The 22,897-nt window shown below is 73.8% G+C and carries 20 protein-coding genes and 1 pseudogene; 11 read left to right on the top strand and 10 right to left on the bottom strand.

The window, feature by feature from the left end:
* The first annotated feature begins 32 nt into the window (after positions 1-32).
* Entirely contained in the window at positions 33-1,085 is a 1,053-nt protein-coding gene (locus ACQP1S_RS26290; RefSeq protein WP_432900258.1) for a fatty acid desaturase family protein, read from the top strand.
* Positions 1,086-1,151: 66 nt separating this feature from the next.
* On the opposite strand, the gene rocD is transcribed toward ACQP1S_RS26290, so the two are convergent.
* The 3 genes from rocD to ACQP1S_RS26275 form a co-directional block, all read right to left on the bottom strand.
* Positions 1,152-2,366: an ornithine--oxo-acid transaminase gene (rocD, locus tag ACQP1S_RS26285; protein WP_091241109.1), complete on the bottom strand. Its 1,215-nt coding sequence runs from the start codon at positions 2,364-2,366 to the stop codon at positions 1,152-1,154.
* The gene (ddaH, locus tag ACQP1S_RS26280) at positions 2,363-3,178 is read right to left on the bottom strand and encodes a dimethylargininase (RefSeq protein ID WP_432908340.1); all 816 of its coding nucleotides are present in this window, start codon (positions 3,176-3,178) and stop codon (positions 2,363-2,365) included. Before ddaH ends, rocD begins: the two co-directional genes overlap by 4 nt.
* A gap of 353 nt (positions 3,179-3,531) precedes the next feature.
* On the bottom strand, positions 3,532-4,440 hold the full coding sequence (locus ACQP1S_RS26275) for a thrombospondin (protein WP_432900256.1): 909 nt from the start codon (positions 4,438-4,440) through the stop codon (positions 3,532-3,534).
* A gap of 161 nt (positions 4,441-4,601) precedes the next feature.
* Here ACQP1S_RS26275 and ACQP1S_RS26270 point away from each other — a divergent pair, with 161 nt between their 5' ends.
* A complete protein-coding gene (locus ACQP1S_RS26270) occupies positions 4,602-5,408 on the top strand; it encodes an Fpg/Nei family DNA glycosylase (protein ID WP_432900254.1) in 807 nt (268 codons plus the stop codon).
* A gap of 1 nt (position 5,409) precedes the next feature.
* Here the strand turns inward: ACQP1S_RS26270 and ACQP1S_RS26265 are convergent, their stop codons facing one another.
* The 3 genes from ACQP1S_RS26265 to ACQP1S_RS26255 form a co-directional block, all read right to left on the bottom strand.
* Positions 5,410-6,276: an aminoglycoside phosphotransferase family protein gene (locus ACQP1S_RS26265; RefSeq protein ID WP_091241095.1), complete on the bottom strand. Its 867-nt coding sequence runs from the start codon at positions 6,274-6,276 to the stop codon at positions 5,410-5,412.
* Positions 6,277-6,349: 73 nt separating this feature from the next.
* Positions 6,350-7,720, bottom strand: coding sequence for an FAD-dependent oxidoreductase (locus tag ACQP1S_RS26260; RefSeq protein WP_432900252.1), 1,371 nt, complete (start codon positions 7,718-7,720; stop codon positions 6,350-6,352).
* A 144-nt stretch (positions 7,721-7,864) separates the two neighbouring features.
* Positions 7,865-9,004 (bottom strand): carboxylate-amine ligase, encoded by a 1,140-nt coding sequence (locus ACQP1S_RS26255; RefSeq protein ID WP_432900250.1) that lies wholly within the window; start codon positions 9,002-9,004, stop codon positions 7,865-7,867.
* Positions 9,005-9,213: 209 nt separating this feature from the next.
* On the opposite strand from ACQP1S_RS26255, the gene lysX reads away from it, so the two are divergent.
* The 6 genes and pseudogenes from lysX to ACQP1S_RS26225 all read left to right on the top strand — a co-directional run.
* Positions 9,214-12,573, top strand: a complete 3,360-nt coding sequence (gene lysX, locus ACQP1S_RS26250; protein WP_432900248.1) for a bifunctional lysylphosphatidylglycerol synthetase/lysine--tRNA ligase LysX — start codon at positions 9,214-9,216, stop codon at positions 12,571-12,573.
* The gene (locus ACQP1S_RS26245; RefSeq protein ID WP_432900246.1) at positions 12,570-13,358 is read left to right on the top strand and encodes a DUF998 domain-containing protein; all 789 of its coding nucleotides are present in this window, start codon (positions 12,570-12,572) and stop codon (positions 13,356-13,358) included. The genes lysX and ACQP1S_RS26245 overlap by 4 nt, the downstream gene beginning before the upstream one ends.
* Positions 13,359-13,483: 125 nt before the next feature.
* On the top strand, positions 13,484-14,311 hold the full coding sequence (locus tag ACQP1S_RS26240; RefSeq protein WP_432900244.1) for an alpha/beta fold hydrolase: 828 nt from the start codon (positions 13,484-13,486) through the stop codon (positions 14,309-14,311).
* A gap of 10 nt (positions 14,312-14,321) precedes the next feature.
* Complete coding sequence (locus tag ACQP1S_RS26235) at positions 14,322-14,630, top strand: DUF6412 domain-containing protein (protein ID WP_432900242.1); 309 nt, start codon at positions 14,322-14,324, stop codon at positions 14,628-14,630.
* Positions 14,631-14,758: 128 nt separating this feature from the next.
* Entirely contained in the window at positions 14,759-15,499 is a 741-nt protein-coding gene (locus ACQP1S_RS26230; RefSeq protein WP_432900240.1) for a YidC/Oxa1 family membrane protein insertase, read from the top strand.
* Positions 15,500-15,620: 121 nt separating this feature from the next.
* Positions 15,621-16,052, top strand: a pseudogene (locus ACQP1S_RS26225) (carbohydrate-binding protein); the annotation flags it as partial.
* Positions 16,053-16,071: 19 nt separating this feature from the next.
* On the opposite strand, the gene ACQP1S_RS26220 reads toward ACQP1S_RS26225, so the two are convergent.
* Together ACQP1S_RS26220 and ACQP1S_RS26215 are read right to left on the bottom strand one after the other, a co-directional pair.
* A complete protein-coding gene (locus ACQP1S_RS26220) occupies positions 16,072-16,743 on the bottom strand; it encodes a DedA family protein (protein WP_091241067.1) in 672 nt (223 codons plus the stop codon).
* A 104-nt stretch (positions 16,744-16,847) separates the two neighbouring features.
* Positions 16,848-17,462 carry a DUF1349 domain-containing protein gene (locus tag ACQP1S_RS26215; RefSeq protein WP_091241065.1) on the bottom strand — a complete coding sequence of 205 codons (615 nt, stop codon included), beginning with the start codon at positions 17,460-17,462 and terminating at the stop codon, positions 16,848-16,850.
* 76 nt (positions 17,463-17,538) lie between these two features.
* On the opposite strand from ACQP1S_RS26215, the gene ACQP1S_RS26210 reads away from it, so the two are divergent.
* Positions 17,539-19,191, top strand: coding sequence for an alpha-amylase family protein (locus ACQP1S_RS26210; protein WP_432900238.1), 1,653 nt, complete (start codon positions 17,539-17,541; stop codon positions 19,189-19,191).
* A 109-nt stretch (positions 19,192-19,300) separates the two neighbouring features.
* Positions 19,301-20,059 carry a 3-oxoacyl-ACP reductase FabG gene (fabG, locus tag ACQP1S_RS26205; protein WP_432900236.1) on the top strand — a complete coding sequence of 253 codons (759 nt, stop codon included), beginning with the start codon at positions 19,301-19,303 and terminating at the stop codon, positions 20,057-20,059.
* A 136-nt stretch (positions 20,060-20,195) separates the two neighbouring features.
* Here fabG and ACQP1S_RS26200 read toward each other — a convergent pair whose 3' ends face one another.
* Together ACQP1S_RS26200 and ACQP1S_RS26195 are read right to left on the bottom strand one after the other, a co-directional pair.
* On the bottom strand, positions 20,196-20,687 hold the full coding sequence (locus ACQP1S_RS26200; RefSeq protein ID WP_432900234.1) for a hypothetical protein: 492 nt from the start codon (positions 20,685-20,687) through the stop codon (positions 20,196-20,198).
* Positions 20,680-21,075, bottom strand: a complete 396-nt coding sequence (locus tag ACQP1S_RS26195; RefSeq protein WP_432900232.1) for a hypothetical protein — start codon at positions 21,073-21,075, stop codon at positions 20,680-20,682. Before ACQP1S_RS26195 ends, ACQP1S_RS26200 begins: the two co-directional genes overlap by 8 nt.
* Before the next feature lie 302 nt (positions 21,076-21,377).
* On the opposite strand from ACQP1S_RS26195, the gene ACQP1S_RS26190 reads away from it, so the two are divergent.
* Complete coding sequence (locus ACQP1S_RS26190; RefSeq protein ID WP_432908337.1) at positions 21,378-22,280, top strand: Gfo/Idh/MocA family protein; 903 nt, start codon at positions 21,378-21,380, stop codon at positions 22,278-22,280.
* Positions 22,281-22,897: the final 617 nt, after the last annotated feature.

The following is a 22,897-nucleotide window of genomic DNA, read 5'->3' as shown; positions in this document are numbered from 1 at the left end:
CGTGTGGCCCACGACGCCGGAGGCGACATCACATGAGCTCATCGACGTTGGCAGCGTCGACCACCGGGCGGGGCAGCGACTACGCGCGCCTGTCCCGCCGGGTCGCTGAAGCGGGACTGTTGGATCGACGACCCAGCCGGTACGCGGTCCGAATCGTCGGCACCCTGGGTGCCTTCCTGGCCGGTTGGGTGCTGGTGGCGGTGGTCGGTGACTCCTGGTGGCAGCTGCCGCTGGCGGTCGCGATGGCGGTGGCCACCACCCAGGTGGCGTTCCTCGGGCACGACGCCGGGCACCGGCAGATGTTCCGCCGACGCGGGCCCAGCGAGGCGGCCGGCCTGATCGCCGGCAATCTCGCCGTGGGGCTCAGCTACGGCTGGTGGGTGGACAAGCACAACCGGCACCACGCCAACCCCAACCACGCCGACGAGGATCCCGACGTCGGCGCGGGCGCGCTGGTCTGGACGCACGAGCAGGTGATGGCGACCCGGGGCCTGGGCCGGTGGATGGCCCGCTGGCAGGCGTGGCTGTTCTTCCCGCTGCTCCTGCTGGAAGGGCTGGCGCTGCACGTGGCGAGCATCCAGGCGATCACCGGCCGGGAGTCCGACGGCAGGTGGCGGGTGCCGATGCGACACCGGGCGATAGAGGCATCGCTGCTCGTGGTGCACGCCGTCAGCTATGTCGGTCTGCTGTTGGCGGTGATGTCGCCGGTGAAGGCGCTGCTCTTCGCCGCCGTACACCAGGGGCTCTGGGGTTTCTACATGGGGTGCGCGTTCGCCCCCAACCACAAGGGCATGCTGATGCCCACCGGCGAGGACGACCTCGACTACCTGCGTAAGCAGGTGCTCACGTCGCGCAACGTGTCCGGCAGCTGGTTGGTCGACCTGGCGCTGGGCGGTCTGAACTACCAGATCGAGCACCACCTGTTCCCGAACATGCCCCGGGGCAACCTGCGCCGGGCCCAGCCGCTGGTCAAGGCGTACTGTGCCGAGCAGGGCATCTCGTACACGGAGACCGGGCTGATCGAGTCGTACCGGCAGGGGTTGGCGCATCTGCACGAGGTGGGCCGACCGCTGCGCGCGGGCTGAGAGCGACGCACCGGCGCAAGGGTGCCGGGACCATCGTGGTCCCGGCACCCTGCTCGTGGTACGGGGTCAGCCGGCCAGCACGGCGGCGAGCTGAGCCACCGCGTGGTCGATCTCGTCGGGGGTGATCACCAGTGGCGGGGCCAGCCGGATGGTCGAGCCGTGGGTGTCCTTGGCCAGCACCCCACGGGCCATCAGCCGCTCGCACGCCTGGCGTCCGGTCATCAGCGCCGGGTCGATGTCCACCCCGGCCCACAGCCCGCGCACCCGCACCGCCACCAGACCCTTGCCGAGCAGCCCCTCCAGCCCGGCCCGCAGCCGTTCGCCCAGCTCGGCGGAGCGGCGCTGGAAGTCGCCGGTGGCCAGCAGCCGGACCACCTCGGTGGCGACCGCGCACGCGAGCGGGTTGCCGCCGAAGGTCGAGCCGTGCTGGCCCGGCCGGAGCACGCCGAGCACGTCCGCGTCCGCGGCCACGGCGGAGACCGGCACGATGCCGCCGCCGAGCGCCTTGCCCAGCAGGTACAGGTCCGGCACGACGTCCTCGTGCTCGCAGGCGAAGGTACGCCCGGTCCGGCCCAGCCCGGACTGGATCTCGTCGGCGATGAACAGCACGTCGTTCTCGGTGCAGACCCGGCGTACGCCCGGCAGGTAACCCGCCGGCGGCAGCACCACGCCCTGCTCGCCCTGGATCGGCTCCAACAGCACGGCGACGGTGTTCCCGTCGATCGCCGCCTCCAGCGCCGCCAGGTCGCCGTAGGGCACCACGGTGAACCCCGGCGTGTACGGCCCGAAGTCGGCGCGGGCGTCGGAGTCGGTGGAGAAGCTGACGATGGTGGTGGTGCGGCCGTGGAAGTTACCGTCGGCCACGATGATGTTGGCCTGCCCCGGGGCGACCCCCTTGACCTGGTAGCCCCACTTGCGGGCCACCTTGATGCCGGTCTCCACCGCCTCGGCGCCGGTGTTCATCGGCAGCACCAGATCCTTGCCGCAGAGCGCCGCCAGCTCCCGGCAGAAGTCGGCGAACTGGTCGTGGATGAACGCCCGGCTGGTGAGGGTGAGCCGGTCGAGCTGCTCGTGGGCGGCCCGGACCAGGGTGGGGTGCCGGTGGCCGAAGTTCAGCGCCGAGTAGCCGGCCAGGCAGTCGAGGTAGCGACGGCCGTCCACGTCGGTGAGCCAGGCGCCCTCGGCGGAGGAGATCACCACCGGTAGCGGGTGGTAGTTGTGCGCGGTGTACCGCTCCGCGTCCCGGACGGCGGACGGGGTCCGCAACATGTCCTCGATCATTGGCTCGCCTCTCCCTGACGGAGTCGCAACGTGCAGCACTTCGGTCCGCCGCCGGCCTTGCGCAGCTCGGACAGGTCGACACCGATGGTCTGGTAACCCCGGTCGCGCAGTTTGGCGGCCAGCCCGGTGGCCTGCGCGGGCAGCACCACGTGCCGGCCGTCGCTGACCGCGTTGAGGCCGAGCACCTCGGCGTCGGCCATGGTGGCGTGGACCGCGTCCGGGTAGAGCCGGCGCAGCACCGCCCGGCTGCCGGGGGAGAACGCCTCCGGCAGGTACGCCACGGTCCGCTCGTCGAGGACGGTCAGCGCGGTGTCCAGGTGGTAGAAGCGCGGGTCGACCAGCTGCATGGTGAGCACCGGGTGACCGAACACCTCCTGCAACTGGGCGTGCGAGGCGTGCGCGGTGCGGAACCCGGTGCCGGCGAGCAGGTGGTCACCGACCAGCAGGACGTCGCCCTCGCCCTCGTTGACGTGCTTCGGGTCGTACACCTCGAAGCCGGCGGTCTCGAACCAGGCCCGGTAGGCGGGGGCCTCGTCGGCGCGCTGCGGGTCGCGGAACTGCACCGCCATCGCGCGGTCCCCGATGACCGTGCCGCCGTTGGCGGCGAAGACCATGTCCGGCAGGCCGGCGACCGGGTCGATCAGCTCGACGGTGTGGCCGAGGTCGAGGTAGGTGCGGCGCAGCTGCTCCCACTGCCGGATCGCCAGCGCGGTGTCGACCGGTGCGGTCGGGTCCATCCACGGGTTGATGGCGTAGTCGACGGCGAAGTACGTCGGCCGGCACATCAGGAAGCGCTGGCTGGTGGCGTCCATCGTCATTGTCCTGCTCCTGGGGTCGGGCGCGCCCGGCCTCCGTGGCCCACGGGCTGGCGCCGTGGGTCAACGGTATGCGGCCCGGGTGTGCGACAACCACCACCGAGACTTGCGTACGACAGTGGTTCGTTGCGTGTGGTCCGAGCGCGGCGGCGATCCGTTGCGTGGCTGCGCACAGCGAAGGGGCCGTCACCTCGGCGGAGGTGACGGCCCCTGTGCGCATCGGTGGCGGCGAACCGCTGCCACCGAACGATGGGGTGCCCGGCTGGTGAACCACCAGACTGGTCGGGCGGTGCCGGCGAACCGGCTGGTCCAACGTCGCCGGCGAACCGCCGGCGGGATCAAATGTGCCCTCAGAACCGGTCCACAAACTGTGAGTCAAGCCACTCCCGGAGCCGGCCCACCCAGTCGCCGTCGGTGGTCGGCCAGTCGAACTGCCCGGTGAAGGCGAGCACGCCCAGCACCACCGCGGCCAGGCCGACCAGCACGCCGATCAGCGCGTCCGTCGTGCCGGCCACGTGCCGACGCCGGGTCGCCATCAGGCCCAGCACCGAGAAGACCGCGCCGAGCGCGCCGAGCGCGATGCCGTACCCGGCCAGGGAGCCGGTGAGCACGAACGCCGCGCCCACCACCGAGACGATCAGGCCGAGGGTGGCGAGCAGGCTGGCCCTCGGCTTCGGACCGGCCACCACCGGCGGTTCCGGGCGGGCCTCGTCGGCGGCCACCCGGTCCCGGTCGGCGGGGCGGGTGGCGACGCCGGCGGTGGGCGTCGTCGGGTCGACGGGCGTCCTCTGGTCCCGGTCGGTCGGGCGGTCGGCGTCCACCGGGCGCGGTGCGGTGCGGACCGGGCCGGCGTCGGCGACCCGGATCGGGTCGGTCGGCGTGCGCGGCTCGTCGTCGACGGTCGAGGGCCGGGCGGCAGCGGCGCTCCGCGTGCCGTCGACGGCGCTGCGGGCGGTCGCCGCCCGCGCCAGCGCGCCGCGCTCCGCCGCCCGCCGCTCGGCGTCGGCGTCAGGCCCGGCGTCCACGGTGCGTTCGCCGGTCGGTCGGCCGCCGACCCCGCCCGCGTCGGCGTCGCGCTCGGCGGTGCGTCGCACCGCGTCGGCGTCGCGCTCGTCGTCGGTGGCCAGCGACCCGCTGCGGTACGTCGCCCGGTCGGCGTCCCGGTCGGTCACCACCGGCTGCCCGTCGCGCGCGTCGACCACCCCGTCACCGTTGCTGTCCTGCGCCGTACGGCGTCGCAGGAGCGAAGGAACGTTCACCACTACACCTCCTTGTCGATGCGTGGAGCCCTCGGAAGGGTCGGTGGCCGCCACGCGGGAACGACCGGTATGTACCCCGCGCGTCGATCGACCACACTCCGATCGGCAGGCCGTGGCACCGGCGTCGGTGGGGCCCGGCCGCCTGACTACCCTTGGCACCCGTGCCAGAGGGACACACCATCCACCGGCTGGCGGCCCGGCACGCCGAGCTGTTCGCCGGCGACAAGGTCACCGCCAGCAGCCCGCAGGGCCGCTTCACCGAGGGCGCCGCCCTGATCTCCGGCACCGTCCTCGACCGCACCGAGGCGTACGGCAAGCATCTGCTGCACCACCACGCCGACGAGCGGACCCTGCACGTCCACCTGGGCCTGTACGGCAGGTTCACCGACGGGGACGGTGAGCCGCCGGTGCCGGTGGGGCAGATCCGGTTACGGCTGGCCAGTGACCGGCACTGGCTCGAACTGCGCGGACCCACCGCCTGTGAACTGCTCACCCCGCCCGAGGTGGCGGCGCTGCGCGGCCGGCTCGGCCCGGACCCACTGCGCGCCGACGCCGACCCCGACCGTGCGTACGCCCGGATCCGGCGCAGTGCCACCCCGCTCGCCGCGCTGCTGCTGGACCAGTCGGTGGTCGCGGGCACCGGCCTGATCTTCGTGACCGAGGCCCTGTTCCGGGCCGGCCTGCGGCCGACGGTGCCCGGCCGGCAGCTCACCCCGGCCGGCTGGGCGGCGCTCTGGGCCGACCTGGTGGCGCTGATGACCCTGGCGGTGGCGCGCGGCCGGATCGACACCGTCCGCGACGCCCACCTGCCCGAGGCGATGGGCCGCCCGGCGCGGGTCGACCGGCACGGCGGCGAGGTGTACGTCTACCGCCGCGACGGTGCCCCGTGCCACGTCTGCGGCAGCCCGGTCAGCCGGGGTGGGCTGGCCGGCCGCAACCTCTACTGGTGCCCCACCTGCCAACCCTGACTCAGTGGCCGTCGACCAGCCAGCGGGCCACCTCGACCTGGGGGGTGAAGACCGTGTCGCCGTCCAGGCTCCAGGCGAGGCAGTGCGCGACCGTCCAGCCGGCCACCCGCTCCCGGTCCAGCCCGAGCGCGCCGCTGATCCGGTCGAGCCGCCGCCGTACCGCCTCGGGGGAGTGCCCCAGCTCGACGCCGCGCACGATCGGCACCACCGCGAACTCCCGCTCGCCCAGCAGTGGCTTCGGGTCGATCACCAGCCACGGTTCGCGGGTCGCCCGCAGCACGTTGCCGGCGTGCAGGTCCTGGTTGACCAGCACCTGCTCGCCCTGACTGTCGATCAACCAGGCGAGCCGGTCGAGGGCCGCGTCGACCAGCCGTCGCTCGTAGGGCCGGCCGGCCCGTTCCCACTTCTCGGGCAGCCGGTGCCGCCAGCCGGTGGCCTCCTCGGCGAGCGGGATGAACGGCCCGGGCGCCCGCCGCCAGAGCCGGGGCAGCAGGTCGGCCACCACGTCCACCGCCTCGTCGCAGGCGAGCTCGTGCAGGGGTGAACCGGGTCGGCACCGCTCCACCAGCAGCGCCCGCCGCTGCGGGTCGTGGGCGAGCAGCCGGACCGCCGCCTCGCCGTCCCAGTGCGCCAACGCGTCGGCCTCGTGCCGGCTGTCCGGGTCCGGGTACTGCAACTTCAGCACCGCCGGGGTGCCGTCGGGCAGGTCGGCCGGCATGGCCAGTGAGGCGAACGCATCCGGGAAGGGTGGACCGAGCCGCAGCGACCACTGCTGTGCGCACTCGTCCCGCCATCGGGGCAACGCCGCCAGCCACTCCCGCCCGTCCGGCCGCTGCCGCACCCACGACAACCCCGCCGGAAGCTCCACCCGCCCATTGTGGCGATCGTGGAGAGTTCTTGCCGCCCCGGCGACAAGAACTCTCCACAGAGGAGGTGGTGGGTCAGCGACCGAGGGCGTCGACGGCCTTGCGGGCGGCGATCAGCACCGGGTCCCAGACCGGCGCGAACGGCGGCGCGTAGCCCAGGTCGAGGGCGGTCATCTCGTCCACCGTCATCTCGTTCCACAACGCCACGGCCAGCGCGTCGATCCGCTTTGCCGCCTCGGAGCGGCCGACGATCTGTGCGCCGAGCAGCCGCCCGGTGGGTCGCTCGGCGATCAGCTTCACCGTCATCGGCTCGGCCCCCGGGTAGTAGCCGGCCCGGTTCGTCGACTCGGCGATCACCGAGACGAACTCGAATCCGGCCGCCGTGGCGTCCCGCTCCCGCAGCCCGGTACGCCCCACCTCCAGGTCGCAGACCTTCGTCACGGCGGTGCCGATCACCCCGGGGAAGGTGGCGTACCCGCCGCCGATGTTGATCCCGGCGACCCGGCCCTGCTTGTTGGCGTGGGTGCCGAGGGGGATGTGCACCGACATGCCGGTGACCCGGTGCAGGGTCTCCACGCAGTCGCCGGCCGCCCAGACGCCGGGCACCCCGGCCACCCGCATCCGCCGGTCCACCCGTACCCCGCCGGTGGGGCCGAGCGGGAAGCCGGCGGCGGCGGCGAGCGCGGTGTTGGGGCGTACGCCCAGGCCGAGGACCACGACGTCGGCCGGCACCGGGCCGGCCGGGGTGAGCACCGCGGACACCCGGCCGTCGCGCTGCGCGACCCCGCTCACCGTGGTGCCGGTACGGATCTCGACGCCCAGCCCGCGAATAGCCTCGGCGGCCAGGCCGGCCATGTCCTCGTCGACCGTGGCCATCGGCTGCTCGCCCCGCTCGACCAGGGTGACCGCGAGCCCGCGCTGGATCAGCGCCTCGGCCATCTCCACCCCGATATAGCCGCCGCCGACCACCACGGCGCGGCAGGGGGCGGGGGTGGCGTCCAGCCAGCCGCGCAGTCCCGCCGCGTCGTCCAGCGTCTGGATGCCGAAGATGCCGTCGACGTCACCGGTCGCCCAGTCCGGCAGGTTGGGGACGGAGCCGGTGGCGTACATCAGGGTGTCGAACCGTTCGCGCACCTCGCCGCCGTCGTCGAGCCGGCGGGCGGTGACCTCCCGGCGGTCGAGGTCGATGCCGGTGACCTCGGTACGCAGCCGCACGTCGATGGCGAAGTCGTCGCGGAAGGTGGCCGGGTCGCGGGCGATCAGCGCGTCCCGCTCCTCGACCAGCCCGCTGATCCAGTACGGGATGCCGCACGCCGAGTACGACGTGAAGTGCCCCCGCTCGAACGCCACGATCTCCAGGTCGTCGACGCCCCGGCGGCGACGGGCCTGGGAGGCCGCCGCCATCCCGGCGGCGTCCCCGCCGACCACGATCAGCCGCTCGGTCACGACGCCCAGTCTTCCACGCACCGGCCGTCCACGGGCCGTCCCCCGACACGCCGGCAACCCCCGGACCGGCCACCGACGGGCCGCCGGGCGGCACGCCGTTCACGCACGGTCCGGTCGTCCACGCGCCGGCCGTCGCCTCGGCGGTCAGCCACGGGTCTGCCGGGCCACCTCGGCGACCACGTCCTCCAGCCGGCCCGACCGGGCGAACACGGCCCGCTGCCGGGCCGCCCCGGTGCCGTGCCGACGCAACCCGGCCAGCAGGTCGGTGACCTCGGCCAGGTCGTCGTGCGCCTCCAGCGCCGGGCGGACCCGCTCGACCAGTTGGTCGACCAACTCCCAGGCCGGCCGCAGCTCGCCGGTGGCCAGGTCGACACCGTCGCCCTCCAACCCGTCGTGGGCGGCCCGCCAGTGGGCGGCGACCAGCAGGTGGTGGTCGGTGTTCACCGGCGGGCGGCCGGCGGCCACGTCGGCCATGGCGGTGGCGACCAGCGCCCGGACCAGCCCCGCCACCAGCACCGCGTCGTCCACGGACGGGCAGACGTCACCGATGCGGACCTCCACCGTCGGGTACTTCGCCGACAGCCGGGCGTACCAGTAGAGCATCCCCTCGTCGAGCATCACCCCGCTGGCGATCAACTGCCGGATCAGCCGCTCGTAGTGCGCGTACGACTCCAGGTAGGGGGTGGGGGCCACCGACGGCCAGCGCTCCCACTCGACCGACCGCCAGCTCGCGTAGCCGGTGTCGACGCCCGCGGAGAACGGGGAGTTGGTGGTCATCGCGTGCAGCACCGGCAGCCACGGCCGGATGTGGTTGAGCACCCGTACCCCGGTGTCCGGGTCCGGGACACCCACGTGCACGTGCATGCCGTTGTTGCCGGGGCCGGGCACCAGCAGCCGGAACCGTGCGATCATCCGGTCGAAGCGGGGCTTGTCCACCACCGGCGGCACCGGTCCCGCCACCGGGCCGGTGCCGATGGCCAGCACCCGTACGCCGGCCCGCTCGGCGGCGTCGGCCAACGCGCCGCGCAGCACGCCCAGCGAGTGCCGGATCGAGCTCAGCTCCAACCCGGGCGGGCTGCCGATCTCGATCTGGCTGGTCTGGAACTCCCGCTCCACCTGACCGCGCAGCTCGGCCGGCACCTGGGCCATGACCAGGTCGATGGCGGGCACCGCGGCACCGGTGTGCGGGTCGACCAGGAGGAACTCCTCCTCCACGCCCACCGTGAGCCGGTCGGGCCCGGTCCGCTCCGGAGCCATCGCCCCGGCCGCCACCCCACTGGTCATCGCCATCACCGTCCGTCCCGTCCCGTCCCGTCGCGGCGGTTCCGCCGCGGTGTTGTCCGGCGCATTACCCAGAGTGTCCGGCGGAGAAAACGCGACACGGCGTGCCATCGCGCCGGATGCTTACCATGACCCGGTCCTGCCGACCGGTGCGCTGCCGCACCCCCGCCCCGACCTGGGGTGGGTCGGGGCAGGGAGGTGAGGGAGGTCAGGTGACCCCGACGACGGTGCCCCGGGTGGCGCCCCCGACCCCGGCGCGGCGGCCCGGCGACGCCCGGCGGGTCGGCGCGGACTGGCGGCGGCAGGTGCCCCGGATGTTCGCGGCGCTGCTGTGGTTCATCGCCGCGATCTGCGCGCTGGCAGCGGTGAGCGGCGCGGCCAACGCCGAGTTCCAGCCGGTCCGGACCATCATCGACACGCTGCTGGTGCCCGCCCCCGCCAACCTGGCGTACGCGGTGTTCCTCGGCACCCTCGCCGCGGCGGTGTTGCGCCGCAAGCGGCTTGCGTACTGGGTGCTCGTCGTCTACTTCACCCTGAGCCTGGTCGTCGGCGCGCTGGCCGGCCTGCTGCTGGTGACCGTCGGCGTGGACCGGCTCACCGACGACGCCGGCCGGCGACTGTTCACCCTGATCGACACCGTCGGTGTCTGGGTGGGCATCGGCTTCGCCGCCGCCGCCCTGGCCCTGCTGCTGACCGCCCGGCGGGAGTTCTACGCTCGGGTCCGCAGCGGCAGCACCCGCCGCGCCCTCGGGGTGTTCTTCGGCCTCGCCGCGGCGGCCGTCGGGCTCGGCTACCTGCTGCTCACCGCCGTGCCCGGCAGCCTGCGCAGCTGGCTGGACCGGTTCGGGTACGGCATCGAGAAGGTCTTCGGCGGGGCGATCACCCTGGACGTCACCCGGCACGGCCAGGCCCCCGGCTGGGTCAACCTGCTGCTCGGCGGGATGGGTGCGGTCGCCTTCCTGGCCGGCCTGTTCACCCTGCTGCGCTCGCAGCGCGCCGCCGCCGTGCTGCACCCCGACGAGGAGCAGCGGATCCGGGAGTTGCTGGCCCGCTACGGCGACCGGGACTCGCTCGGCTATTTCGCCACCCGGCGGGACAAGGCGGCGATCTTCTCGGCCAGCGGCAAGGCGGCGCTGACCTACCGGGTGGTCAACGGGGTGAGTCTGGCCAGCGGCGACCCGGTTGGCGATCCGGAGGCGTGGGGGCCGGCCATCACCGCCTGGCTGGAGCAGGCCCGGGAGTACGCCTGGACCCCGGCGGTGATGGGGGCCAGCGAGGTCGGCGCGCGGGCCTACCACCGGCACGGGCTGAAGGTGCTGCAACTGGGCGACGAGGCGATCCTGCTGGCCCGGGAGTTCGACCTGGGCGGGCGGGACATGCGTCCGGTCCGGCAGGCGGTGCACCGGGTCGAGCGGGCCGGGCACACCGCGCTGGTCCGTCGGCACCACGAGATCCCGCCGGACGAGCTGGCCGACCTCGCCGCGCTGGCCACCCGCTGGCGGGACACCGAGCACGAGCGGGGTTTCTCGATGGCGCTGGGCCGGCTCGGCGACCCGGCCGACGGCGACTGTGTGCTGGTCGAGGCCCGGGACGGCACCGGCCGGGTGCGGGCGCTGCTGTCGCTGAGCCCGTGGGGCACCGACGGGTTGTCGCTGGACCTGATGCGTCGGGACCGCACCGCCGACAACGGGGTCACCGAGTTCATGGTGGCCGCGCTGCTCGGTGCGGCGCCCCGGCTGGGCGTCGAGCGGGTGTCGCTGAACTTCGCCGTGTTCCGGTCGGTCTTCGAGCAGGGCGCGCGGATCGGCGCCGGCCCGGTGATCCGGCTGTGGCGGCGTACCCTGCTGTTCTTCTCCCGCTGGTGGCAGTTGGAGTCGCTGTACCTGTCCAACGCCAAGTACCAGCCGCACTGGACGCCCCGCTACCTGTGCTTCGGGGAGCGGCGGGAGTTGGCCCGGGTGGGGTTGGCCGCCGCCGTCGCGGAGGGCTTCCTGGCGTTGCCCGGTGGCCGACCGTCCCCGCTGCACGGGGTGCCGCCGGCCGGTGGCGGGGTGGGGTTCGTGCCGCCGGAGGCGGGAGCGGTGCACGCGGTCAGCCCCGAACCGGTCCGCGAGCAGCTTCCCGAGCAGGTCCGGGTCCGCCGGGCGAAACTGGACCGGCTGCGGGCGCAGGGCGTCGAGGCGTACCCGGTGGGGTGGCCGCGTACCGACGGCTGCGCGGCGGTGCGACAGCGGCACGCCGGGCTGGCCCCGGACACCGGCACCGGGGAGACGGTGTCGGTGGCGGGCCGGGTGCTGCTGGTCCGCGACCACGGCCGGGTCTGCTTCGTCACCGTCCGCGACGGCAGTGGCGACCTGCAACTGATGGTGGAGAAGGAGTTGGACCGGTGGCGGGCCACCGTCGACATCGGCGACCACGTCGGCGCGACCGGCGAGGTGTACGCCACCCGGCGCGGCGAGGTGTCGGTCCGGGTGGCCGACTGGCGGCTCACCGCCAAGTGTCTGCGCCCGCTGCCGGACAAGCACCATGGCCTGGCCGATCCGGAGGCGCGGGTCCGCCGCCGCTACCTGGACCTGGCGACCAGCACCGAGGCGCGGGACCTGCTGCGGGCCCGCAGCGCCACTCTGACCAGCCTGCGCCACACCCTGGTGACCCGGGATTTCCTGGAGGTGGAGACGCCGATCCTGCAACGGGTGCACGGCGGTGCCAACGCCCGCCCGTTCGTCACCCACAGCAACGCCTACGACCTGCGGCTGACCCTGCGGATCGCCCCCGAGCTGTATCTGAAGCGGCTCGCCGTGGGCGGCGTCGAGCGGGTGTACGAGCTGGGCCGGGTGTTCCGCAACGAGGGTGTCGACTTCAGCCACAACCCGGAGTTCACCGTGCTGGAGGCGTACCAGGCGTACGCCGACTACCACGACATGCGGGAGCTGGCCCGGGAGTTGATCGTGGCGGCGGCGGTGGCGGTGCACGGTGCGCCGCTGGCCCGTCGACCGGGCACCGGTGAGCTGGTGGACATCGGTGGGCCGTGGCCGGCGCGTACGGTGCACGAGGCGGTCTCCGACGCGCTGGGCGAGGAGGTCACCGTCGACACCGACACCGTCGCGCTGCGCCGCCTCGCCGACGCGGCCAAGGTGCCGTACTCCCCGGGTTGGGAGCGCGCCGAGCTGCTGCTGGAGCTGTACGAGCGACTGGTCGAGGCGCGTACCGACGTGCCCACGTTCTATCTGGACTTCCCGACCGACGTCTCGCCGCTGACCCGTCAGCACCGGGCCGACCCCCGGCTGGCGGAGCGGTGGGACCTGGTGGCGTTCGGGATGGAGCTGGGCACCGCGTACTCGGAGCTGGTCGATCCGACCGAGCAGCGGCGGCGGTTGACCGCCCAGTCGCTGAAGGCGGCCGGTGGCGACCCGGAGGCGATGGAGCTGGACGAGGACTTCCTCACCGCGCTGGAGTACGCGATGCCGCCGACGGGTGGGTTGGGGCTGGGCGTGGACCGGCTGGTGATGCTGCTGACCGGCCGGTCCATCCGGGAGACGTTGCCGTTCCCGATGGTCCGCGAGTCCTCGTGAACCGCCCCGGCCCGGCCCGCCGGCCGCACCGGCCGGCCCGGCACCCGTCGGCCGGGACGCCAGGTGCGGCGGCGTCCGGCCCGGCCGCCCGGGGGGACGACCGCCACGGCGACGGGCGTCGGGCCGGTGCGGGCTCTCCGGCCGCCCGGACCGGGGCGGCGGTGGCGCTGGTGCTGGCCGCGGTCTGCTACGCCTCCTGGCTGCTCGGCCCGGTGCTCAACCCGGGGCTGCGGCCGGTCGAGAGCTACCTGAGCGAGCTGGCCGCCCGGGACCAGCCGTACCACCTGGTGTTCCAGTTCGGCGACCTGACGACCGGGCTCTGCGCGGCGGTCGCCGGGCTGCTGCTGGCCCGGTGGGCCCGGGACGTGCCCCGGCCGGCCTGGTGGGGGCTGCTGGTCTTCGGCGTGGCCACCGCCGTGGACGGCGGCTGGACCTCGATGGACTGCGCCCCCTCGGTGGACGCCCGCTGCGCGCGGCTGGAGGAGCTGGGCGACCTGTCCTGGCGGCACCAGGCGCACACCGTCACCTCGTCGGTGGCGGTGGCCGGCGCGCTGCTCTCCCTGGTGGTGATCCTCGCCGTGCTGCGTGGCCCGGCCCGCCGTCGGGCCGGGCTGGTGGTGGCGGTGGTGGTGGCGGTCGGCACGGTGGGGACGTTGGTCGCCGCGGTGCGCCCCGAGCTGGGCCTGGGCCTGTGGCAGCGGACCCAGCTGACCGGGCTGTCCGGTTGGCTGCTGCTCGCCGCCGTCGTCGCCCGCCGGGGCCCCCGCCCGGAGCAGCCCCGGTGACCGGCCGACCCGCCCACCGGCCCGCTGCCACCGACCGGCCCGCTGCCACCGACCAAGCAGCGCATAGTGATCAAGCGGCGTGCACCGGCCAAGCGACGCGCAGCGACCAGGCGGCGTGCAGCGACGTGGTCGGTCGGTCGGGCGGGGCCGGCGGGCCGGGGGTGCTGCTCTGCCCGGGGATGGGGGAGGGGGCGGAGACCTGGGACCGGCTGGTCCCCCTGCTGCGGGCCGCCGGGCATCGGGTGGGCCGGTTGGACCGGCCGGGGTCGGCGGACGGTCGCGCGCCCACCCTGACCGACGAGGTGGCCCGGATCGACGCCGGGGTGGCCGGGCTGGGGCGGCCGGTGCTGGTGGCGCACTCGGCGGCGGCGCTGCCCGCCGAGGCGTACGCCCGGCGGCACCCGGGGCGGCTCGCCGGGCTGGTGCTGGTGGACCCGAGCCTGGTGGACCCGGGCGGGACCCGGGCGGTCGGTTGGGCGCGCTGGTCGGCGTGGTCGGCGGGTGCGGTGACCACCGTCGCCCCGGTGCTGGTGGGAGTGCTCGACCGCTCCGGCCTGGCCCGTCGGTGCGGCCCGTGGGCCTGGCGTCGGGCGGTACGCCGGATGAGCGTCCGGCCACCCGACCCGGCGTCGGCGGTGCCGTACGGCTCGGGGACGGTGCTGGTAGGCGCGTTGGTGCAGTGGCTGGCGCATCCTGCGGTGGCGGCGGAGCTGGTGGCGTGGCGTGCCGTGACGCCCGCGCCGACGCTCCCGGTGCGGGTGCTGACCGTGCTCGGCGATGTGCCCACCGCGGCAGGCCGGGCGGCGTGGCGGGTCGGGCACGCCCGGCTGGCGGCGAGCTTCCCCGCCGGGCGGCAGGAGGTGTTCCGGGACGCCCGGCACCTGCTGCACGTGGACCGGCCGGCGGTGGTGGCCGACGCCGTCGCGGCGGTCGGACGTGACAGCGGGTCCTAGGCTGACGCGCATGTCGGGTCTGCGGTTGGTGACGGGTCTGTGGGCGTACGCGCTCATCGGGCTGACGTTGCTCGCGGACCGGCCGGGTGACCTGCTGGCCGGTGCGGCGGTGGCGGCGTTGCTGCTCGTCGTCGCGCTGGCGGCCCGGCCCCGACCGACGACCGGCCCGGGATGCGGGCGGCGGCGGGCGGTCGGGTTGCGGGACCGGGCCCGGCGTCGGCGCGTGCCCCGTCAGGTCGATCCGGACGCGGCGGGTCGACCCCGTCCCCGGGCACCCGGGGGTTCCCCTCCGGTCGGGTGGTCCCCGGTCGCGGGCTGAGTCCGCGCGCCGCCGGCCCCGACCGGTTCCGTCGTCATCCGTCCCATGGTGGACCACCGGCAGCCCCTGACGGGGGCCGCCGGCACCCGTCCCGTGCGGACTTCCGGAATCGGACCGAGGGGTTCCCCATGCTCGCCTTCTCACCTGTGCACGACGCGGCTGCCGCCGCGGGTTCCGTCGTCGGCTGGCTCGCCGAGTTGCTGACGCCGCTCGGCGGCGGGGTCGCCACCGCCGCCGCGATCGTGCTGTTCACCATCGCCGTCCGACTGTTGATCTCGCCGCTCACCGTCGCCCAGGTCCGCGCGGAGCGGCGTCGCGCGGCCCTCGCCCCGCAACTGCGTCAGCTCCAGCAGCGGTACGCGGGCGACCCGGCGACGTTGCAGTCGGAGATGTTCGCGCTCTACCGCCGGGCCGGGGCGTCGCCGGTGGCGGGGTGTCTGCCGGCGCTGCTCCAGGCGCCCTTCTTCCTGGTCATGTACCGCCTGTTCGGCACCGGTGACGGTGCCGGCGGGCTGCTCGACGCGCGGTTGGCCGGGGTGCCGCTGGGTTGGCACCTGGGCGACGGGTTGTCGCCGTCGGTGCTGGTGGTCTTCGGGGTGCTGCTGGCGGCCCTGCTCGGCCTGGCCCGGTTCCTGTCCCGGCGCGCGCAGCGGACGGCGGCGTCGGCGGGCGCCCCGACGGACCAGCCGGGGGCGGCGCTGCTGGCCCGGGTGATCCCGCTGCTGCCGTACGGCACGGTGCTGCTGGCGTTGGTGGTGCCGTTGGCGGCGGTGCTCTATCTGGTCACCACCACCGGGTGGACGGCCGCGGAGCACGCGTTGCTGCGTCGGCCGCAACCGGTGCCGGCCGGAGCCATCGACGAGCGTTGACAACTGGTGGGGCGGGGGCGTAGGAAAACCGCTCAGAGAGCGCTCTCTTGCTCCCGTCCCCCCAGAGAGGCATCCCGATGAACGCTGTCCCGGCGGCTCCGGTCGCCCCCACCGCCCCGCGCCGGCCCCGCCGCCGCCGTCCGGCACCGTGGACGCCTACGGCACGATCCAGGCCGAGGCGTTCTCCGGGCAGAACGGGGTGGCCGTCGAGACGTGCGCCGAGGGCGGTCAGAACATCGCCGCGCTGCGCAACGGCGACTGGGCCCGCTACGACAACGTGGACTTCGGCACCGGTGGGCCACGCGACTTCCTGACCCGGGTGGCCTCCGGGGCGGCGGGCGGGGTGAGCGGCCTGGTCGAGGTCCGGCTGGACAGCCCGACCGGGACCCCGATCGGCAGCTTCGCCCTCGCCGACACCGGCGGCTGGCAGAGCTGGCGGTCGGTGCCGGGCAACGTGTCGGCGGTGACCGGCCGGCACCGCGTCTATCTCGCCTTCAGCAGTGGCCAGCCGGCCGACTTCGTCAACGTCAACTGGTTCACCTTCCGCCGCTGAGGCGGTCCGGCGTACCCGGTCAGCGGCCGGCGGTCACCGACTGCCGGTCGCCCCGGTCCCGCCGGGTGCGGACCTTCTTCACCACCCAGCCCCCGACCATGACGGCGAAGACCGCGAAGATCGCATAGTTGAACCAGTCGCTGTACTTCTCCACGTCCTGCCAGCGCGAGCCCAGCGTGTAGCCGAGACCGACGATCAGTGCGTTCCACACCCCGCTGCCCAGCGTGGTGAGCAGGACGAATTCGCCCATCGGCATCCGGTTCGCGCCGGCCGGGACGGAGACCAGGCTGCGGACCACCGGCACCAGCCGGCCGATCAGCACCGCCCAGCGGCCGTGCCGTTCGAACCACCGGTCGGCCTTCTCCAGGTCCTCCCGGTCGACTAGCGGGATGTGGTCCAGCCAGCGCTTGAGCCGCTCCTCGCCGAGCGCGGCGCCGAGCCAGTAGAGCACCAGCGCGCCGACCAGCGAGCCGACCGTGGCGGCCAGCACGATCACCGCCAGGTGGAACCGGCCCTCGGCGGCGAGGTAGCCCGCCATCGCCAGCACGATCTCACTGGGGATCGGCGGGACGATGCTCTCCAGCGCCACCAGGCAGGCGACGCCGACCGCGCCGAGGGAGTCGATGACGCCGGCCACCCAGCCGGTCAGCCCGGTGAACCGGTTCGGGTCGACGTTCTGGGCGAGAGCCATGGGCGTCCTTCCACGAGCCGGGCGGGATCGGACAGTGGTACCCGCCCGGCCGCCACTTACACCTGTCGGTGAGCCGGGCCACCGCCTGCGGCCTGATCCGGGGCTCAGTCCGTCGGGTGCAGTTCCCGGTCCGCCGGCCCCTGCCGCCAGCCGGTGAACCGGACGGTCAGCCCGCCCCGCGAGGGTGAGCAGCAGAACGGCCCGGCCAGCGCGACCGCGTCCGGGGCGAGCGGGGCCAGCCGGACCAACCGCCACGCCTCGCCGTCGGCCCGGGCCCGGACCGTCAACGCGTCGCCGTCCCGGCTGACCCGCACGGTCACCTCGCGCCCGCGCCACTGTGGCACCGGCGCCACCGACCAGTCGGAGAACTCCCGGGTGACCACCGCGCCCACCTGCGGCAGCCCGTCACTGATCTCCACCCCGGCCTTCACCCAGTTCCGCTCGTCCACCCGGACCAGCACCCCGGCCTGGTCGAACTGTGCCGGATAGTCCAGCACGAAGCTCACCTCGACCGCGCCGGTGGCGGGCAGCGCGGCGAGCAGCGCCGGGGCGTCGTCGTGGACGAAGCCGTAGCTGGTGTGCCGCCACAGGTCGCTCTCCGCCCCGGGCTCCACCAGCAGGTCACCGTCGTCGGTCCGGTCCACCCGCACCGGGGGGTGCAGCCACCGGCCCTCGTTCCAGTCGACCGCGCGGGAGCCGTCCGTCGGATGATCAGCCATGTCGGCACCGTACCCCGGACCCGTCGGAGGAGGGCTCGCGTTTGCGGCGGCGGTGGATCGGAGACATTAGGCCGGCATGGGTGACAGGTGGTACTCCGAGGCGGTCGTCTACTGCCTCGACGTCGACACGTACGCGGACTCCGACGGCGACGGGGTCGGTGACTTCCGTGGCCTCATCGGCCGGCTCGACTACCTGGCGCGACTGGGGGTGACCTGCCTCTGGCTCAACCCGATCCACCCCTCGCCCAACCAGGACGACGGCTACGACGCGACTGACTTCTACAACGTCGACCCCCGGCTGGGGACCCTCGGCGACTTCGCCGAACTGCTGCACCAGGCGCAGAACCGGGGCATCCGGGTGATCATCGACCTGGTGGTCAACCACACCTCCGACCAGCACCCGTGGTTCCAGTCGGCCCGGTCCTCGCCCGACTCGCCGTACCGTGACTGGTATGTCTGGGCCGACCACGAGCCGGCGGACCGGCACCAGGGCATGGTGTTCCCGGGCGAGCAGCACGAGACATGGAGCTACGACCGGACCGCCAAGGCGTGGTTCTACCACCGCTTCTACACGTTCCAGCCGGACCTCAACATCGAGAACCCGAAGGTCCGCGCCGAGATCAAGAAGATCACCTCGTTCTGGCTCCAGCTCGGCGTCTCCGGGTTCCGGATGGACGCCGTGCCGTTCATCATCGAACAGACCGAACCGGGCAACCCGAACGCGTCCAAGGACTTCGACTTCCTCACCGACCTGCGCCAGCACGTGCAGTGGCGACGCGGCGACGCGGTGCTGCTGGCCGAGGCGAACGTCGAACCGGACCAGCTGCCGGTCTTCTTCGGCGACGGCAGCGGCTCGGGCAACCGGATCCACATGCTCTTCGACTTCATGCTCAACGGCCGGCTCATGCTCGCCCTCGCCCGGGAGGACCCGGAGGCGATCATCGACGCGCTGCGCGACACCCCGAAGCTGCCCACCGGCGGCCAGTGGGCGACCTTCCTGCGCAACCACGACGAGATCGACCTGTCCCGGCTCACCGCCGACCAGCGCAACGACGTGCTGGCGAAGTTCGGCCCGGACGAGAACATGCAGCTCTACGGTCGGGGCATCCGACGCCGGCTCGCCCCGATGCTCGGCAACGACCGCCGGCACATCGAGCTGGCGTACGCGCTCCAGTTCTCGCTGCGCGGCACGCCGGTGCTGCGCTACGGCGAGGAGATCGGGATGGGGGAGAACCTCGCGCTGGACGGGCGGGACGCGATCCGTACCCCGATGCAGTGGTCGTACAAGGAGAACGCCGGCTTCTCCACGGCGGACCCGGAGAAGCTGATCCGCCCGGTGATCGACCAGGGTGACTTCGGCTACCAGCAGGTCAACGTCACCGCCCAACGGGGCGACACGACGTCGCTGCTGGCCTGGTTCGAGCGGATGATCCGGACGCTGCGGGAGGCCCCGGAGATCGGCTCCGGCTCGACCTCGCACATCGATGTGCCGATGCCGGCCGGGGTGCTCGCGCACCGTGCCGACGGACCCACCGGCACCATGGTCTTCCTGCACAATCTCGGCACCGAGGACGTCGAGGTGGATCTGAGCACCCTGGCCGCCGAGGCGGACCTGCCGACAGACGTCCTGACCGACCGGGGTTACGGCGATGTCGGCAAGCTGGACAGCCTGAAGCTGAGCGGCCACGGCTACCGCTGGATCCGGCTCTGCCGCTCCACCGCCTACTGACCGTCGTACCCGCCGCCGGCCGGCCGTGGTGCCGGCCGGCGACCGGGTCGTCCGGCCTGCCGCTGGGTTAAGCTCCTCCGATCGAGCCACAAGTTACCGGGAGGTAATCGTGTCGGAGGAGCCCCGCGTCGCCATCGTGACCGGAGCCGCGCGCGGCATCGGCGCGGCCACCGCCCGTCGGCTGGCCGCCGACGGGATGGCCGTCGCCGTGGTCGACATCGACGAGGCGGCGACCGGACAGACCGTGGACGCGATCACCGCCGCCGGCGGCCGGGCCCTCGCCATCGGCGCGGACGTCGCCGACCGGGCCCAGGTGGAGGCCGCCGTCGCGCGGGTCGCCACCGAGCTGGGCGGGCCGACCGTGCTGGTCAACAACGCCGGGGTGCTGCGGGACAACCTGCTGTTCAAGATGACCGACGCTGACTGGGACACCGTGCTGGGGGTGCACCTGCGCGGCGCGTTCCTGTTCAGCCAGGCCGCTCAGCAGCACATGGTCGAGCGGAAGTACGGCCGGATCGTCAACCTCTCCAGCACCTCGGCGCTGGGCAACCGGGGCCAGGCCAACTACGCGGCGGCGAAGGCCGGTCTCCAGGGCTTCACCAAGACCCTCGCCATCGAGCTGGGGCCGTTCGGGGTGACGGTCAACGCGGTCGCCCCCGGCTTCATCGTCACCGACATGACCGCCGCCACCGCCGCCCGGATGAAGGTCGACTTCGACGACCTCCAGAAGCACGCCGCCGCCGAGATCCCGGTCCGCCGTCCCGGCCGGCCGGAGGATGTCGCGCACACCATCTCGTTCCTGGTCAGCGAGGGCGCGTCGTTCGTCTCCGGCCAGGTCATCTACGTCGCGGGCGGCCCGAAGGACTGACCGGTACGACCCGACACCGCCGTCCGGTCCGCACCGGGCGGTGGTGCCGGTCAGGCGGCCGGTCGGACGGCGGTGCCGGTCGGGCGGCCGGCCAGATGGTGGTGCCGGTCAGGCGGCCGTGCGGTGTCGGCGGCGGTCAGGCGGCGATGGGGGCGTCGGTGCCGGAACCGGTGCGGGTGCGGGTGCGCCAGAGCCAGAGCAGCCCCAGCACCGGCAGCACCAGCGGGATGTAGCCGTACCCGCTGCCGAAGCCGGACCAGACCGTCTCGTCGGGGAAGAGTTCGGCGTCGACCAGGCTGAGCACGCCGACACCGACCACCCCGGCCAACTCCACCGAGCAGCAGGCCAGCGCGACCCGGCGGCCGGTGTGCCCGGCCCGGGCCAGCCCGACCGCCGCCACGATGTAGATCAGCGCGGCCACCGCCGAGAGCAGGTAGGCCACCGGCGCCTCGTCGAACTTCGTGGCGATCTGGAGCCCGGCCCGCGAGGTGGCGGCGATGGCGAACAGGATGTAGACGGCGATCAGCAGCCGCCCCGGCCCGGCGTTGGTGGCGCGTGCCGGCCCGGCGTCGGTGGCGTGCGTCGGCTTGGCGTCGGGGGCGCGCCTCGACGGTTGGGGATCAACCACCGACGACCTCCCAGGTCTGCTGGAGCCGGACCACGACCACCGGGACGACCAGGCAGACCGCGCAGACGATCGCCGACCCCCAGCGGGTCGGCTCCATCCGGGCCAGCACCCAGGCCAGCGGGGGCAGGCAGACCAACGTCACCAGGTACCCGAAGAACGCGCCGGGCTCGCCGGCCCGTTCACCGCCAGCGACGGCGACCAGTGCCAGCACGGTCAGCGCGAGCAGCGCCACCTCCAGCAGGCCCAGGCCGATGAACTGCGCCAGGTTCGGCGGCCGGTGCCGGACCGCCGCCACCAGGCTCCACAGCGCGAGTACGAGCGACAGCCCGATCGTCACCGTGGCGAGTAGTCCGTCCACCGGCGAGCCGGCCGACGTCGCGCCGGTCATCGCGGGCATCCGATGGGTGTCTCGGTCACCGGCACAGCCTACTAACCGGCGTAGTAATCGCTGCCGTCCCGGTCCCCGGTCTGCCGTCGTTTCGGTTCCCGGCCTGCGGCCTGCCGTCGTTCCGGTTCCCGGCCTGCGGCCTGCCGTCCCTGGTCTCCGGGGGCTGCGGTCTGTGGCCCGTCGGCGTTCGCGGTGCTGGGGGGCGACGTCCGGCGGTGCGGGCTGCGGCGGTGCGGATGGGCGACTAGCGTGGATTACGGCCACGATCGGGCGTGGCCCGACGAGACCGGGGGTACCCCGTGCTGCGGTTCGGCCTGTTCGGCACCGGCCACTGGGCGGCGCAGACGCACGGCGCCGGGCTGGACGCGCATCCGCGCGCCGAACTGGTCGGTGTCTGGGGACGTCACCCTGACCGGGCCGCCGCGTTGGCCGCCCGGCACGGCGTACCGGCGTTCGACGACGTCGACGCGCTGCTCGACGCCTGTGACGCGGTGGCCGTGGCGCTGCCCCCGGACGTGCAGGCCGAGATCGCCGTACGGGCCGCCACCGCCGGCCGGCACCTGCTGCTGGACAAGCCCCTCGCGCTGAGCGTCGCCGAGGCCGATCGGGTGGTCGCCGCCGTGCAGGCCGCCGGGGTCGCCTCGGTGGTGTTCTTCACCCAACGGTTCCACCCCAACGTCAACGGCTTTCTCGCCGCCACCGCTGCGGCCGGCGGGTGGCAGCACGCCCGGGCCACCCAGTTCGCCTCGATCTACCAGCCCGGCAGCCCGTACGGCGACTCCCGCTGGCGACGGGAGCAGGGGGCGCTGTGGGACATCGGCCCGCACGCGCTGTCGATCGTCATGCCGGTGCTCGGCCGGGTCACCCGGGTCGCCGCGCTGGACGGCCCCGGGGGGATGGTGCACCTGCTGCTCACCCACGACGGGGGTGCGACCAGTGCGCTGTCGCTGACCCTGGACTCGCCGCCGACCGCAGTGACCCGGGACTTCGTCTTCTACGGCGAGAACGGCGTCGAGTCCGTCCCGCCCGGCGACGGCAACGCGCTGACCGCCTTCGGCACGGCCGTCGACCAACTGCTGGCGGAGATCGACTCGGGTGGCCGGGACCACCGGTGTGACGTCCGTTTCGGCCGTGAGGTGGTGGCCGTCCTGGCGGCGGCGGAGACCGCCCGCACCGAGGCCCGCACCGTCGACCTCCACTGCTGACCCCCCGACCCTTCCGGCATGTCGTGGGTCGGCCTTGCTGTGGCGTTGGGCCATCGTGTGCCGGAGCCCAGCGTTGGTAGGGCATGTCATTGGGCCCATCGTGCGTCGGCCCATCGTGCGTCGGCCCATCGTGCGTCGGCCCATCGTGCGTCGGGCCTATCGTGCGTCGGGCCTATCGTGCGTCGGGCATGCCGCCGGTCGGTCGGTGTCGTGTCGGGCGACCTTGTTGGTCGGGCATGCCGCTGGTTCGGCGTGGTCGCTGATCGGGCACGCGCTGTTGGCGTGGTCGCTGATCGGGCACGCGCTGTTGGCGCGGTCGCTGGTCGGGCATGCCGCTGGTCGGGCATGCGGCTGGTCGGGCGTGTGGTGTGTCGGGCACGCATTGGTCGGGCACAGTCGTTGGTCGCGCGCGCCGTTCAGTTGGGCTTGTCGTGTGTCGTGTCGTGTGCCGAGCGCGGTCGTCGGTCGGGTGTGTCGGCGGTGGGTCACTTGTGCGACGACGAACGTCATGCCTGGGTGGCATAAATATGCCCCCGCGTCATATTGATATGTGGGCAATGGGTGTCCTGTCGGGGTCACGCTGGGTAGTTGGCAGCCCCATGGTGCGCACTTGCCTG

Origin of the sequence: Micromonospora matsumotoense (genome assembly GCF_050951065.1) — a bacterium.
Classification (GTDB): domain Bacteria; phylum Actinomycetota; class Actinomycetes; order Mycobacteriales; family Micromonosporaceae; genus Micromonospora; species Micromonospora matsumotoensis.
This window is presented reverse-complemented; position numbering and strand designations above follow the sequence as displayed.

What these genes read in the sequence shown, in the direction of transcription:
- ACQP1S_RS26195 (WP_432900232.1), bottom strand. Translation starts at nt 21,075, where the DNA reads ATGACCGGCGCGACGTCGGCCGGCTCGCCGGTGGACGGACTACTCGCC.
- ACQP1S_RS26235 (WP_432900242.1), top strand. Translation starts at nt 14,322, where the DNA reads ATGTCGGGTCTGCGGTTGGTGACGGGTCTGTGGGCGTACGCGCTCATC.
- ACQP1S_RS26255 (WP_432900250.1), bottom strand. Translation starts at nt 9,004, where the DNA reads ATGACCAGTGGGGTGGCGGCCGGGGCGATGGCTCCGGAGCGGACCGGG.
- ACQP1S_RS26230 (WP_432900240.1), top strand. Translation starts at nt 14,759, where the DNA reads ATGCTCGCCTTCTCACCTGTGCACGACGCGGCTGCCGCCGCGGGTTCC.
- ACQP1S_RS26220 (WP_091241067.1), bottom strand. Translation starts at nt 16,743, where the DNA reads ATGGCTCTCGCCCAGAACGTCGACCCGAACCGGTTCACCGGGCTGACC.
- ACQP1S_RS26215 (WP_091241065.1), bottom strand. Translation starts at nt 17,462, where the DNA reads ATGGCTGATCATCCGACGGACGGCTCCCGCGCGGTCGACTGGAACGAG.
- ACQP1S_RS26210 (WP_432900238.1), top strand. Translation starts at nt 17,539, where the DNA reads ATGGGTGACAGGTGGTACTCCGAGGCGGTCGTCTACTGCCTCGACGTC.
- ddaH (WP_432908340.1), bottom strand. Translation starts at nt 3,178, where the DNA reads ATGGACGCCACCAGCCAGCGCTTCCTGATGTGCCGGCCGACGTACTTC.
- rocD (WP_091241109.1), bottom strand. Translation starts at nt 2,366, where the DNA reads ATGATCGAGGACATGTTGCGGACCCCGTCCGCCGTCCGGGACGCGGAG.
- ACQP1S_RS26290 (WP_432900258.1), top strand. Translation starts at nt 33, where the DNA reads ATGAGCTCATCGACGTTGGCAGCGTCGACCACCGGGCGGGGCAGCGAC.